Genomic DNA, 13,853 nt, shown 5'->3' with positions numbered 1-13,853 from the left:
TGCAAGATGGATGCCAGAGGTTTCTTCTCGAAATGGGACAGGAGCGGAGTCTTCTCCTTCCACTGCCTAAACCTCGAACTCGCCCTGCCCTTCATCCATTGCGCTGACGGTTTCGGCGGCGAGCGCCCTGGTGATCGGCGTCTTGCGCTCGAGCGCCGTGCGGTCGAGGCGTTCGACCACGCGCATGGCGGTGGCCAGCGAGCGCTCGATGCGGCGCACCAGATATTGCACGACATGCGGCTCGACCTCGACCTGGCGGTCGGCGAAGAGTTTGGCGATGACACCGGCCAGAAGCAAATCGTCCGGCTCATGGATCTCGACGGTTGCCGCCGCCTTCAGCCGCGAGGCAAGATCGGGCAACGTCACCCTCCAGGCGGCGGGGAAGCGCCGCGCCGTCAACAGCAAGGTGGCCCCGGCGCCGCGCACTTCATTGATGAGATGGAACAGGCCCGCCTCGTCGATGGCTGTCTTGTCGACATCGTCGATCAGCGCGGGCCTGCCGCCAAGCCCGGTGATGGCATTGCCGATGCGCTGGGCATCGACCGCCACAGCGTTGGCCCGCGCCTGCCAGATCGAGCCCAGATGTGTCTTGCCGGAACCGGCCGGGCCAGCGAGCACGATCACCGGCGACGGCCAGTCCGGCCAGCGATCGACAAGGGCTGCCGCCTCGCGGTTGGTGGCCGACACCACCAGTTCGTCGCGCGAGTAGCCGGTGCTGTGGCCAAGGTCGAGCGGCAGTTGGCGCGGCGGTTCGGTCTTATGATCCGTCACGTTCAGCCGCGCGGCGACCGGTGCCCGCCGCCGCGAGCGGCGGGCCGCGGCGGGACGGGCTCGGTGGAGTGTCCCTTGTAGAGCGGCGATTCGAGATAGCGGGCAATGGCAAACCGCACCAGCACGGCAACCGCCGCCGAAGCAGGAACGGCGATCAAAAGGCCGACGAAGCCGAACAGGGCGCCGAAAGCGAACAGCGCAAACATCAGCCAGACCGGGTGCAGGCCGACGCTTTTTCCGACCAATCTGGGCTGCAGGATGTTGCCTTCGATGAACTGGCCGATGAAGAACACCACGGCGACAGCAACGATCATGGTCCAGTCCGGCCAGAACTGGACGAAGGCGACGCCGACGGCCAGGACCAGTCCGGTCAGCGAGCCGACATAAGGGATGAACGAGATCAGCCCGGCGAAGAGGCCGATGAGGATGGCGAAATTCAGCCCGGTCAGCGTCAGGCCGGTGGCATACATGCCGCCGAGCACCAGGCACAGCGTGCCCTGGCCGCGCACGAAGCCGGCGGTCGCGGTGTTGATGTCCCTGGAGATCGCCCTGACCGTCCCGACATAATCGCGCGGCACCCAGCTGTCGACGACCGCCACCATGCGATCCCAGTCGAGCAGCATGTAGAAAGCGACAACCGGAGTGACCACGAACAGGCTGACCACCGACACCAGAGCAACGCCGGAACTCCAGATCGAGGTGAAGACGGTGCTCAGCAGGCCGAAACCGGAAGTGAGCAGCGAATTCAGCCCGTCGCGCAGGCCATTGGCATTGACGCCGAATTTCTGCTCCAGCCATTTCGGATCGAAGCTGGTGATCAGCGACTGCAGCCGGGTCAGATATTCCGGCAGCTTGCTGGCGAAATCGGCCATCTGCGTGGCCAGAACCGGAACCAGGATGACGAAGGCCAGCACCAAAAGGACGATGAAGGCGATCAGGATGACCACCGTCGCCATCAGCCGGGAGAGGCCGAGGCGTTGCAGCCGGTCGGCGACCGGGTCGAGGAAATAGGCCAGCACCATGCCGGCAACGAACGGCAACAGGATGCTGGAAAAAATGTAGAGGAACAGCGCCAGGAAGATTGCCGTGCCCAGCCAGAAGAAAATCTGGCGGCGAAACGCCAGGGACGCAGCCGCCTCTGCCAGCGCTGCAGTCGCGGCATTCTTGTCAACTACCCGGGGTGGAGCCTTCGCCATAGCCGCTCATATGCCTCAGCCAAGCCACGAGATAGGCCGCGGCCGAAGCCACGGTCAAGACCCCGGACAGCAATATGAGCGTAGGCCTGAGCGGGTCGAGGTGGAGGCCAAGGGCAAGTTCGCCCAGCACCACCGCCGCTAGCACGATCTGGGCGGCGGTGTTGGCCTTCGATACATAGAGCGGCTTCATCTCGACCGGATGCGCCATGACGGTGGACAAGAGCACGGCGCAAATGATCAGCGCATCGCGTGACACCATGGTGACCACGAGCCATAGCGGCAATTGCCCGATGAAGCCCATGACCACGAAAACCGAGACCAGAAGCACCTTGTCGGCCATCGGATCGAGATAGGCGCCCAGTTTCGAGTGCTGGTTGAAACGGCGGGCGATGAAGCCGTCGACGCCATCGGAAATTCCGGCAACGAGAAATCCAGCAAAGGCCCAGTCCCAGCGCATGTTCAGCATCGCCAGCACCACCGCCGGCACCAGCACGAAGCGCAGGATGGTGATGAGGTTGGGAATGGTCAAAGGCATGTCCCGCCATGCTTGTTCTGCAGATAGATGATGGAGTTGGATTGTGGGTGCAAGGACCAGCGGTGAAGGGGCGACTGTCCACGTATTTATCTTGGGCAAAAGCCCGGTATCCTGTCGTCATCCTTGCCCCCCGAAACCATTCATGCGAAGAGCCGCCGAGGGAAACAGGGATGCGCCGACGATGAGCAAGGGCGACCGGGCCAAGCGCAAGAACGGGCTCACCTATGCCGAGGCGGGTGTCGACATCGATGCCGGCAACCTCATGGTCGAGAAGATCAAGCCGCTGGTGCGCGCGACGCGCCGGCCGGGCGCCGATGGCGAGATCGGCGGTTTTGGCGGCCTGTTCGACCTCAAGGCGGCGGGCTTCACGGATCCGGTGCTGGTTGCCGCCAATGACGGCGTCGGCACCAAGCTGAAGATCGCCATCGATGCCGGCAAGCACGACACGATCGGCATCGACCTCGTCGCCATGTGCGTCAACGACATCGTCGTGCAGGGCGCCGAGCCACTGTTCTTCCTCGACTATTTCGCCACCGGCAAGCTCGACCCCGACCAGGGGACGGCAATCGTCGGCGGCATAGCAATCGGCTGCCGACAGGCCGGCTGCGCGCTGATCGGCGGCGAGACCGCCGAAATGCCCGGCATGTATAACGACAAGGATTACGACCTTGCCGGTTTCGCCGTCGGTGCTGCCGAACGCGGCCAGTTGCTGCCGACCGACGATATCGTCGAAGGCGACGTGCTGCTTGGCCTGGCTTCCTCGGGCCTGCATTCCAATGGCTTTTCGCTGGTGCGCCGCATCGTTGGCGTCAGCGGGCTTGCCTGGAGCGATCCGGCGCCGTTCAACGACGAAGCGACGCTGGCCGAGGCGCTGCTCGAGCCGACCCGGATCTATGTGAAGTCGGTCCTCAAGGCCATCCGCAACACGCATGGCATCAAGGCACTGGCCCATATCACCGGCGGCGGCTTTCCCGAAAACATTCCGCGCGTCCTGCCCAAGGACTTTTCCGCAGAGCTCGATCTCAATGCCATCGATGTGCCGCCGGTGTTTTCCTGGCTGGCGAAGACTGGCGGCGTGGCGCCGGAGGAGATGATGCGCACCTTCAACTGCGGTATCGGCATGATCCTCGTTGTCGCCTCCGGCCAGGCCGCACAGGTCGCAGCCGTGTTGCAGGAGGCCGGCGAGACGGTGACGCCGATCGGCCGGATCGTGCCGCGCCGCGACGCCGGCGTTATCTATCGGGGCTCGATCGGCCTATGAGCAGGAAACGCACGGTTGTTCTGATCTCGGGACGCGGCTCCAACATGACGGCGCTGATCGCGGCGGCGAGCGACCCGGCCTATCCCGCCGAGATCGTCGGCGTCATCTCCGACCGAGCCAACGCCGCCGGCCTTGGCATCGCGGCCGCGCGCGGCATCCCGACCAAAGTCATCGTGCGCGCCGACCATGCCAGCAAGGAAGCGCACGATGCGGCGATCGACGCCGCTCTGATTGCGTTCAACGCCGAGATCGTGGCGCTGGCCGGCTATCTGCGCATTCTCTCCCGCGGCCTGGTCGAGAAGTGGCAAGGGCGCATGCTCAACATCCACCCTGCCCTGCTGCCGGCCTTCAAAGGGCTCGATACGCATGCGCGCGCCCTGCGCGCCGGCATTCGCATTCATGGCTGCACGGTGCATTTCGTCACATCAGAGATGGATGACGGCCCGATCATCGCGCAGGCAGCGGTGCCGGTGATGGTCGGCGACAACGAAGACACACTGGCCGCCAGAGTGCTGAAGGCCGAGCACCGGCTTTATGCGCTGGCGCTCGGGCTGGTCGCCGACGGCAAGGCGCACATGGAAGGCGGCTGCACCGTGCTGGCACATTTCGCCGACGATGCCGAAAACGGAACTTCCGTGGTGATGGCGCCCGACCCGCTGCGCGAAGAACGCGATCTCGAACATCTGGCGCGGATCACGCCGTAGGCCGACATTGGCGACACCGAGACAATTGCTCCTGCTGCGCCACGCCAAGTCGATCTGGGACGACCCGGCGCTTGCTGATTTGGACCGGCCGCTCGGGCCGCGCGGGCTGAAGACGGCGCCGCTGATGGGGCGCGAACTGGCGCGACGCAGTTGGCCGCCTGACCTGGCGCTGGTGTCGCCGGCGCTGCGCACGCGCGAGACATGGCGGCTGGTCTCGGCGGAACTGTCGGCGAGCGTAACGGTGGAGTTCGCCGAGGCGCTCTTCGAAGCCACGGCTGGCGACATTCTGGCCGAAGTGCGACAGGCAATCTCCTCTGCCGGCTGTCTCCTGGTGCTCGGCCATAATCCCGGCCTGGAGGACTTTGCCCGCCGGCTCGCCGGTCCGCGATCGGGTGTGGCTGCTCTCAGGAAACTTGAAGAGAAATTCCCGACCGGCGCCCTTGCCCGCTTTGTCATCGACGGCGACTGGGCGGATCTCGGCTTCGGCGCGGCCCGGTTGACGCATTGCATCAAGCCGAAGGATCTAAGCTAGACCAAGCTGCCTAACGGGCTAGCCGCAGGTGACAGCCGCAAACCGTGTTTTGAAAGACCACGGTAAAACATGGAGATAGGACCAACTGCTGGCGGATTGATTCAAGATCTTTGCGGCCCGAGTCGATTGCATAAAAACAAGAGCGGTGGGCCGGGCCTACCGCTCTTGTGGTCGTCGATTTCTTAGAAAATCAACGACCCCAGATGCCCTGGCCGGATTCCGGCTGGTTCGAGTCGCCCTTGATCGGGAAATCGCCGAGGCTGGCCGGCTTGCGGATCGAGGCGGTATAACTGTGATCGATGTTGCCGGCGGGCGCTGCCACAGCAGGCTGGTTGACGCCGTCGGAGCCGTAGTGGTCGCTGCCTGCGAAAGCGGTGCCGGTGGCAAGGAGGATGGCAGCAGCGGTAAGTGCGATCTTGGTCATTTCAGGTAATCCAGATTTTTCAGTTCTGTCCGTCAAGTGGCGTGCCTTGGGAGGAATTCGCGTCGCTCGGACCACCCGGAAATGGGTGTGCGTTGCTGCCATTGCCAATCACAAAAATGTGCGAACCGAACCGTTCGGTTCGGCGTGGGAAGGCGCGAAATGGCGTAGTTGTTGCTATATTCTATTCTCTAGGCGGCTCCGACCTCGCAACGCCCCTCGTTGCGTTACCCTTGCATCTCAAAAGGTCGTGAAGCCCAGTACGTCGCGCATGTCGTATTCGCGGGGCGGCCGGACGGCGACCCAGCGTACTGCCGCAATGGCGCCGCGCGCGAACATCGAGCGGTCGCCGGCTGAATGCGAGAGCGTAAGCGTTTCGCCCTCACCGAGGAAGCTCACGCTGTGCTCGCCGACGATGCTGCCGCCGCGCAGCACGGCAAAAGCCGATCTCGCCGGCAGGGCGTGGACCTGTAACGCCGTCGCGGATGCGTTTCGCCACATCGTCCAGCCTGACGCCATGTCCGCGAGCGGCCGCCTCGCCCAGCATCAGCGCGGTGCCCGACGGTGCGTCGACCTTCATGCGGTGATGCGCTTCCAGGATCTCGATGTCGGCGGCGGGACCAAGTGCTCGCGCCGCCTGTTCGACCAGCCCAGCCAGCATGTTGAGCCCCAGCGAGTAGCTGCCTGAGCGAACGATGGCGACGGACTTCGAAGCAGCAGCGATGGCGGCGAGATCGGCAGGTTCGAAGCCGGTCGAGCCGATGACCAGCGCCGGGCCGCCGCGGGCCGCGCAAGCTTGTGCAAGATCGACGGAGGCCGAAGGCGTGGTGAAATCGATGACGACATCCGCAAGCGCCAGTGCTTCGTCGCGCTCGACCAGCCCCTCACCGATGCTGCCCGGCCTGTGAAAACGGGCGACGAGCGCCAGCCTGGGATCGGTCTCGACGGCATCGACTATCTCCCTGCCCATGCGGCCGAGCGCACCGGCTATGGCTATCTTCAACAGATGCGGCATGGCGGCTTTCACTGGAAATGCGAGTCACAACAATGATCTACCATGCCGCCCTGCCAGATTGATTCAGCCGGCGCCATGCGTCTTGAGCATCATGCCGGCGATCTCCTTGACCAGCTTGGCGGCAACCAGCGCGGTGAGATTGGAGACGTCCTGGCTTGCATTGTATTCGACGACATCGGCGCTGACGATGGGCTGGTCGATCCGCTGGATCAGGTTGATCACTTGCCGGGTTGTAAGACCACCGGGTTCGCGGTGCGACACGCCCGGCGCACAAGCCGGGTCGAGGCCGTCCAGATCGACCGAGAGATAGACCGGCGTCTTGAGATCGAGCTGCAGGTCCTCGCTGAAATGCCGCGCCTCGATCATTTCGACGCCGAAGCGCTTGAGCTGGTCACGAAGTTCATCATTGAGGGTGCGCAAGCCGATCTGGATCAGCCGGTCGGCCAGCCCCTCCTCCAGGATGCGCGCGAAGGACGAGGTGTGCGATCGCCTGTTGCCCTGATAGGCATCGTAGATGTCGGGATGGGCGTCGATCTGGACGATCGTTAGCCTGGCATGGCGGCGGCGCACGGCACGCAGCACCGGCCAGGCGATGGCATGATCGCCGCCGAGGCTGATCAACGGGTGGCCGGCATCCAGCGCGCGGCCGACCTCGGCCTCGATTCGCTCCCACGGATCGCCGGCGCCTGAAAAGTCGATGTCGCCGTGGTCGACGAAATTGTCCGCCACATCGAAGCCGGTTTCGCTCCACGAGCTGTGGGCGTCGCTTTTGAGTTCGCGCCGGATCAGGGCCGGCGCTGCAGCCGCGCCCTTGAGATAGGACGAGTTCTCGTCATGCGGTATTCCCAGAAGCGAAACCCTGGTCATCGGCGTGCGATCTCCGGCAACAGGCCATCTCCCTAAACCCGGCAGCTGGCTGGCGATAGCAGTGCCGCTTGGGCCAGCTGCGAAGGCGATCAGGCGTCACTTCACGATCGCGCCGCCCAGCCTTTGCCTGACGATCGCGATATGGAAATCCGTGCCGTGCAACAGCCCGTCATCGTTGAAGTCGTAGCTGGAATTGTGCAGCGGCGGCGAGGTCTCGCCATTGCCGAGAAACACGAAACAGCCCGGTACGTGATCGAGGAAGCGGGCGAAATCCTCCGAGGCGGTCATCGGCTCCGCCGCGATGCTGGCGGCGCCATCGGCCAGCACGCGCCTTGCGGCGACAAAGGCCGCGTCCACCAGGTCGGCATCGTTCTGCAGCGGCACGAATTCCCTGCTGTAGGTCACGTCGGCGGTGACATTGTAGGCGGCGGCGGTGCCCGCCGCGATGACCCGCATCTGGCGCTCGATCTCGGCGCTGACCTCGGGACGAAAACTGCGGGCGTCACCAAGGATGCGGGCGAGGCCGGGCAATGCGTTGCGGGTGCCGTCGGCGATCAGCTCGGTCACCGAAACCACCGAAATGTCGGCGGGACTCAGCCGGCGCGAGACGATGGTCTGCAGGTTGGTGACCAGCGCGCAGGCGGCGACCAGTGTTTCATTGCCCGAATGTGGCCGCGCCGCATGGCCGCCGATCCCCTTGAGCACGATCTCGAAATTGTCCTCCGCCGACATGAACGGGCCGGCACGGGTCTCGAAATGCCCGACGGGCAGGCCAGGCATGTTGTGCAGGCCAAAGATCTCGTCGAAGGGAAAGCGCTGCAGCAGCCCGTCGTCCAGCATCGCCAGCGCCCCCCTGCCCCATTCCTCGGCGGGCTGGAAGATGAAACGCACGGTGCCGTCGAAACCGCCCTCGGCGGCGAGCAGCTTTGCCGCGCCGAGCAGCATGGTGGTGTGGCCGTCATGGCCGCAAGCATGCATGACGCCGGGGTTCTGCGAGCGATAGGCTGTCGCGGACTGCTCGGTGATGCGCAGCGCATCCATGTCGGCCCTGAGCGCAATCGCCCGGTTGCCGCTGCCGCGCTTCAACGTGCCAACGACGCCGGTGCCGCCGACCCCCTCTGCAACATCGTCCAGCCCGAATTCGCGCAGCTTCGCGGCGACAAAGGCAGCGGTGTGCTTTTCCTCGAAGCCGAACTCGGGGTGCGCGTGCAAATCGCGCCGCCAGCCGGTCATTTCCTGCTTCAGCACATCACGATCGAGCTCAGCCATTTCTTCTCCCCGGACCTATCTTGCAAGCTCACTGGCGACATCAAGCAGGATGTTGGCGCCGGCGACAAGCTCGGCATCTTCAGTGTGTTCGCGCGGATTGTGGCTGATGCCGCCGGCGCTCGGCACGAAGATCATCGCCGCCGGTGCGATGCGGGCCATCATCTGTGCATCATGGCCGGCGCCCGATGTCATGCGCCTGACGCCAAGACCGCGGTTCTTCGCGGCCGCCTCGATCCGTTCGACGATGCCGATGTCGAATAGCACCGGTTCGAAACGGGCCAGTTGCTCTGCCGAAATCGACAGGCTTTCGGCTGCAGCGAGCTCCTCGAGATAGGCAGCAAGGGCCGCCTCATGCGCCTGCAGGCACTGTTCGTCGGGATCGCGCAGGTCGATGGTGAAGACGGCGCGCGCGGGAATGACGTTGATGGCATTGGGTTCGAAGCGCATTGTGCCGACGGTGGCGACTGTCGGCGTGTTCGATGCGCTCGCCCGATCATGCAGGAAAGTGATGACGCGGGCGGCGGCATGGCCGGCATCGCTGCGCATCGACATCGGCGTGGTGCCGGCATGGTTGGCGGCGCCGTCGATGGTGATGCGCTGCCAGGAAATGCCTTGCAAATTCTCGACCGCGCCGATCGGCACGCCTTCACGCTCCAGCACCGGCCCCTGTTCGATATGCAGTTCGAGATAGGCATGCGGCTTGAGGAAGCCGGGTTCGCGGTCGCCGGCATAGCCGATGCGGGCGAGTTCCCGGCCGAGCACGCTGCCGTCCGTGCCGACAGCGGCCAGCACCGCATCGGCGTCGACGCCGCCCGCATGGGCGAGCGAGCCCATCATGTCAGGTGTGTAGCGCACGCCTTCCTCATTGGTGAAAGCGGCGACCGCGACCGGGCGTGACGGCGAAAAGCCCGAAGCCTGCAGCGTCTCGATCACCTCCAGCCCGGCCAGCACGCCGTAGCAGCCATCATAGATGCCGGCATCGATGACGGTGTCGATATGCGAACCGATGAGCAGTGGCGCCTGCCCGGCATTGTCGGGGCTTTGCCAGATGCCGAAAATATTGCCGACCCGGTCGATGGCGACTTCCAGCCTGGCCTGCCTGAGCCAGCCGACAAAGAGGTCACGGCCCTGTTTGTCTGTGTCGGAGGCGGCGAGCCGGATCAGCCTCTCCTCACTGTCGCGGCCGACGGCGCCGAGTTCCCGGATGCGGCCAAGCAGACGCTGTGCATCGATCCCGATCATGGCTATGCCTCGGCCTTCAGCACATCGGCGGGGCTCTGCCCGACCAGCTCGGTATAGCGGTGCGGGTCTGTGGCGCCTTCGGTGTTGATTACAAGCACGCGGGATTTGTCGTCGAGCCCGAGAGCGGACTTGTGGTCGGCCGTCGTCCGGATCAGCCCGGCAAGACCGACGCCGCCGCTTTCGCCGGCGACGATCACTGGATCATTGCCAGCCGGCCGTGCCAGCCGCCGCATCACCGCGACCGCCTCCTCCTCATCCACCGTCATGAAGGCATCGGCAACCCGCGCCAGAACGCGCCAGGCAACTTGCGAGGCCTCGTAGCATTCGAGCATCGCCATCACCGTCGGCTGATCGTGTGCGACCTTGACCACGTGGCCCGCCCGGGCGGCTGCGACAACGCAGGCGGCGCGGGCCGGCTCGACGACGATGAAGGTCGGCCTGGCGTCACCGAGCACGATGGCGAGATGACCGGCCACCGCGGCGGCAATGCCGCCGACACCGGCCTGCACGAAGACATGGGTCGGCGGCTGCGGCAACTGGCCCAACGCTTCGCGCACGATCGCCGTATAGCCCTGCATCACCAGACCGGGGATGCGCTCATAGCCCAGCCAGGAGGTGTCGGACACCACGGTCCAGCCTTGCTCAGCTGAAACCTCGGCGGCCTGCCTGACCGAGTCGTCATAATTGCCGTCGACGCGGATCATCTCGGCGCCATAGCGGGCTATTGCTGCAATGCGCGCCTCGCTGACGCCGGCGTGAACGAAGATTGCCGCTTTCGCGCCAACCAACTGTGCACCTTGCGCGACCGAGCGGCCATGATTGCCGTCGGTGGCGCAGGCAACCGTCATGCCGGCAGCGACCGCCCGGACGTCGAACCGGTTGAGATCGGCCACGTCAACGGGCCGACCAAGCGATCGGCTCGCCTCCTCCAGCACCAGTCGAAAAACGGCATAGGCGCCGCCGAGCGCCTTGAAACTGCCGAGACCGAGGCGAATGCCTTCATCCTTGATGTGGACGGCGCCGAGGCCGAGTTCGCCGGCCAGCGTCGGCAATGCATGCAACGGAGTTGCCAGGTGATTGTCGCGATGGGCCAGAAAGCGCTCGACCGTATCGGCACCGGCATTCCCCAGCGTTTCGGCATCGACCGGATCGAGCGGCCGACGGTGCAAGGCATTGCTGTTGAGCAGGAACACGGGTGGCCTCCTTTGGGTGTGACGAAATCATATTGCAGCCGAGGCGCAAATAGCGCTGTTATTGGCGCTTCGAAATGCAAGTTTGTTTCGCCAGGATAGCGCTTTGCCTCGATCGCCTTCACTCGACAGTTTCGACCTCGCCATCCTTGCCATCCTGCAGCGGGACAACACGATGCCGCAGCGGCTGATCGGCGAAGCCGTCAACCTGTCGGCGCCGGCGGTGCAGCGGCGCATCAAGCGCATGGAACAGTCCGGCGTCATTGCGGGCAATGTCGCCGTGGTCGACCCGGCGGCGGTCGGCCATCCCATCACCATCTTCGTCGAAGTGGAACTGGAGAGCGAACGCTCGGACCTGATCGACGCCGCCAAGCGGCAGTTCTCGGCAGAGCCCGAAGTGCAGCAATGCTACTACGTCACCGGCGAGGCCGACTTCATCCTAGTCATCACCGCGGCCGACATGGGGGCCTATGAGGCCCTGACGCGCAGACTGTTCTTCGACAGCAAGAATGTCCGAAAATTCCGCACCTTCGTTGCCATGGACCGTGTCAAGGTGGGGCTGACGGTGCCTCTGCCGGGATAGCCAGTCACTTTTACGCAATTCCGGACGGAAAACCGCTCACACTTTTCCTGGAATTGCTTTAGCCCGCCGGCCGCAGCCAGACCTTGTTGTCGTGGAAGGCCGCACCGCCATAGGGCGCTGGTGCGTCGGCGCCGGTGAGCACATTGATGCCTTCGCCACGCTCATGCGCGCTGTTTGGCCAGATGCCCTCGGCGATCACCACGCCGCGCTTGATGCCATCGAACAGCTTTGCGTGCAGCACCACCTCGCCGCGCCGGTTGCCGACCTCGATACGGTCGCCGTCGTCCAAGCCAAGCGCGGCAGCGTCGTCCGGATGCAACAACAATTCCGGCCGGCCTTCCTTGGCCTTCGACACCGGCGTTTCCGAGAAGGTCGAATTGAGGAAGTTGCGCGCCGGTGATGTCGTCAGCCGGAACGGATGCTCGGCGTCCGCCACCTCGATCAGGTCGACATGGTCAGGGAATTCGGGGAGTTCCGCCACCGGCCCGAACAGGCCCATGCTTTTCGGCGGCCGGTTGGGCGCCGCCTGCCCGCTCCAATTGGCGCGGAAGTGAAATTTCTTGTCGGCATGGCCGAAGCCAGCGATGAAATGCGCGGCCTCGAAATCCGGCTGCAGGTCGACCCATTTGTCTTCCTTCAGGCTGGCGAAGGAGCCCAGCCCGCGCTTGCCCAGGATGATGTCGATATGCTGCTGCTCGGTCAGGCCAAAGCCCGGCCGGTCGGAGACGCCGAGACGCTGCGCCAATTGCTCGATGACGAAGTGGTTGGTGCGCGGCCCTTCCGGCGGGTCGATCAGCTTGGGACCAAGCGTGATGTGCTGGTTGCCGCCGCCCTTGTAGACGTCGTCATGCTCGAGGAACATCGTTGCCGGCAGCACGACATCGGCAAGCTTTGCCGTGTCGGTCATGAACTGTTCGTGCACGCAGGTGAACAAGTCGTCGCGCAGAAAACCTTGTTTCACCAGCCGCTGCTCGGATGCGACATTCACCGGGTTGGTGTTCTGGATCAGCATCGCCGTCACCGGCGGGCCACCGTAAAGCGCGTCCGCTGCGCCGGTCAGCACCGGACCGATGCGCGACTGGTCGAGATGGCGAATATTGGGATCGCGCATCGCGGTGCCTTCCAGCACATCCTGGTTGAGCTTGAAGATGCCGGAATTGGAATGGAAGGCGCCGCCACCCTCATATTGCCAGGCGCCGGTGACGGCGGCGATGCAGGATGCCGCGTGCATGTTGACCGAGCCATTGCGCTGGCGGGCAAAGCCATAGCCGAGGCGGAAATAGGTTTTCCTCGTCGTGCCGACGAGGCGGGCGAAAGCCTCGATCTCGGTGACGGCAAGACCGGTGATGGCGGAAGCCCATTCCGGCGTGCGCGTCTCCAGATGCGCTTCCAGCCCCTTCGGATCGTCGGTGTATCTTTCGAGATAGGCGCGGTCGGCCATGCCTTCCCTGAACAGCACATGCATGACCGCGCAGGCCAGCGCGCCATCGGTGCCGGGCTTCAGCACCAGGCCCATATCGGCCTGCTTCATCGTCGCGTTCTCGTAGACATCGATGACGACGATCCTGGCGCCACGCTCCTTCCGCGCCTTGATGGCGTGGGTCATGACATTGACCTGCGTGACAACGGCATTGGTGCCCCAGATCACCACGCAGTCGGACTTCGCCATCTCGCGCGGATCGGGACCGCGCAAGGCGCCCGCTCCCATCATCCAGCCGGTCCAGGCCAGATTGGTGCAGATCGAGCCGAAGAAGCCGGAGTATTTTTTCGCATGGCGCAGCCGGTCGATGCCGTCGCGCTGCACCAGCCCCATCGTGCCGGCATAGAAATAAGGCCAGACGGTCTCGGAGCCGTATTTTTCCTCGGCCGCGATGAATTTCTCGGCGACGACGTCGAGTGCCGCTTCCCAGCTGGATTCTTTCCAGATGCCGTCGCCCTTGGCGCCGGCGCGAACAAGCGGCTTCAGCAGTCGGTCCGGATGATGGACACGATCGGCATAGCGCGCGACCTTGGCGCAGACCACACCAGCCGTATACGTATTGGACTTGGCGCCATGGACACGGCCGATGCGGTTGCCATCGAGCAGTTCGACCTCGAGCGCGCAGGTCGAAGGGCAATCATGCGGACAGGCGGAGTGGCCGATTCTGAGCTTGGCGTGCTGGTTCATGCGGCGTTTTTAGCGGGTTTCGCGGGCGGCGTGTAGGGCCAGATCTTACCCTCCCCCTGATGGGGAGGGTCGGCGCGCAGCGCCGGGGTGGGGTGCGGCG

At 64.5% G+C, this 13,853-nt stretch carries 13 protein-coding genes and 1 pseudogene; 4 read left to right on the top strand and 10 right to left on the bottom strand.

Annotated elements, in window-relative coordinates; all coding sequences use genetic code 11:
• Positions 1–66: 66 nt before the first annotated feature.
• Genes hdaA through NKI88_RS07815 form a run of 3 tightly spaced genes read right to left on the bottom strand, consistent with a single transcriptional unit; the run spans position 67 to position 2,496 of the window.
• Entirely contained in the window at positions 67–771 is a 705-nt protein-coding gene (gene hdaA, locus NKI88_RS07825; protein ID WP_352654503.1) for a DnaA regulatory inactivator HdaA, read from the bottom strand.
• 2 nt (positions 772–773) lie between these two features.
• A complete protein-coding gene (locus NKI88_RS07820) occupies positions 774–1,967 on the bottom strand; it encodes an AI-2E family transporter (protein ID WP_352654501.1) in 1,194 nt (397 codons plus the stop codon).
• Positions 1,939–2,496, bottom strand: a complete 558-nt coding sequence (locus NKI88_RS07815; protein ID WP_352654535.1) for a CDP-alcohol phosphatidyltransferase family protein — start codon at positions 2,494–2,496, stop codon at positions 1,939–1,941. Before NKI88_RS07815 ends, NKI88_RS07820 begins: the two co-directional genes overlap by 29 nt.
• Before the next feature lie 187 nt (positions 2,497–2,683).
• On the opposite strand from NKI88_RS07815, the gene purM reads away from it, so the two are divergent.
• Genes purM through NKI88_RS07800 form a run of 3 tightly spaced genes read left to right on the top strand, consistent with a single transcriptional unit; the run spans position 2,684 to position 4,999 of the window.
• Positions 2,684–3,763: a phosphoribosylformylglycinamidine cyclo-ligase gene (gene purM / locus NKI88_RS07810; protein WP_352654533.1), complete on the top strand. Its 1,080-nt coding sequence runs from the start codon at positions 2,684–2,686 to the stop codon at positions 3,761–3,763.
• Positions 3,760–4,467: a phosphoribosylglycinamide formyltransferase gene (gene purN / locus NKI88_RS07805; protein WP_352654499.1), complete on the top strand. Its 708-nt coding sequence runs from the start codon at positions 3,760–3,762 to the stop codon at positions 4,465–4,467. The genes purM and purN overlap by 4 nt, the downstream gene beginning before the upstream one ends.
• 25 nt (positions 4,468–4,492) lie before the next feature.
• Positions 4,493–4,999, top strand: a complete 507-nt coding sequence (locus NKI88_RS07800) for a SixA phosphatase family protein (RefSeq protein WP_352654497.1) — start codon at positions 4,493–4,495, stop codon at positions 4,997–4,999.
• 190 nt (positions 5,000–5,189) lie between these two features.
• Here the strand turns inward: NKI88_RS07800 and NKI88_RS07795 are convergent, their stop codons facing one another.
• The 6 genes and pseudogenes from NKI88_RS07795 to NKI88_RS07770 form a co-directional block, all read right to left on the bottom strand.
• Entirely contained in the window at positions 5,190–5,423 is a 234-nt protein-coding gene (locus tag NKI88_RS07795) for a DUF680 domain-containing protein (RefSeq protein WP_352654495.1), read from the bottom strand.
• Between the two features lie 237 nt (positions 5,424–5,660).
• Positions 5,661–6,435 (bottom strand): annotated as a pseudogene (gene dapB, locus NKI88_RS07790) (4-hydroxy-tetrahydrodipicolinate reductase).
• Between the two features lie 63 nt (positions 6,436–6,498).
• On the bottom strand, positions 6,499–7,302 hold the full coding sequence (speB, locus tag NKI88_RS07785) for an agmatinase (protein WP_352654493.1): 804 nt from the start codon (positions 7,300–7,302) through the stop codon (positions 6,499–6,501).
• A 96-nt stretch (positions 7,303–7,398) separates the two neighbouring features.
• Positions 7,399–8,571 (bottom strand): amidohydrolase, encoded by a 1,173-nt coding sequence (locus tag NKI88_RS07780; protein ID WP_352654491.1) that lies wholly within the window; start codon positions 8,569–8,571, stop codon positions 7,399–7,401.
• A 15-nt stretch (positions 8,572–8,586) separates the two neighbouring features.
• The gene (locus NKI88_RS07775; RefSeq protein WP_352654489.1) at positions 8,587–9,813 is read right to left on the bottom strand and encodes a Zn-dependent hydrolase; all 1,227 of its coding nucleotides are present in this window, start codon (positions 9,811–9,813) and stop codon (positions 8,587–8,589) included.
• A 2-nt stretch (positions 9,814–9,815) separates the two neighbouring features.
• On the bottom strand, positions 9,816–11,006 hold the full coding sequence (locus tag NKI88_RS07770) for a diaminopropionate ammonia-lyase (protein ID WP_352654487.1): 1,191 nt from the start codon (positions 11,004–11,006) through the stop codon (positions 9,816–9,818).
• Positions 11,007–11,109: 103 nt separating this feature from the next.
• On the opposite strand from NKI88_RS07770, the gene NKI88_RS07765 reads away from it, so the two are divergent.
• Positions 11,110–11,586 (top strand): Lrp/AsnC family transcriptional regulator, encoded by a 477-nt coding sequence (locus NKI88_RS07765; RefSeq protein ID WP_023684753.1) that lies wholly within the window; start codon positions 11,110–11,112, stop codon positions 11,584–11,586.
• A 58-nt stretch (positions 11,587–11,644) separates the two neighbouring features.
• Here NKI88_RS07765 and NKI88_RS07760 read toward each other — a convergent pair whose 3' ends face one another.
• Positions 11,645–13,753 carry a molybdopterin-containing oxidoreductase family protein gene (locus tag NKI88_RS07760; RefSeq protein WP_352654485.1) on the bottom strand — a complete coding sequence of 703 codons (2,109 nt, stop codon included), beginning with the start codon at positions 13,751–13,753 and terminating at the stop codon, positions 11,645–11,647.
• Positions 13,754–13,853 lie beyond the last annotated feature (100 nt).

It is taken from the genome of Mesorhizobium sp. M0317, from assembly GCF_040321555.1.
Lineage (GTDB): Bacteria > Pseudomonadota > Alphaproteobacteria > Rhizobiales > Rhizobiaceae > Mesorhizobium.
This window is presented reverse-complemented; position numbering and strand designations above follow the sequence as displayed.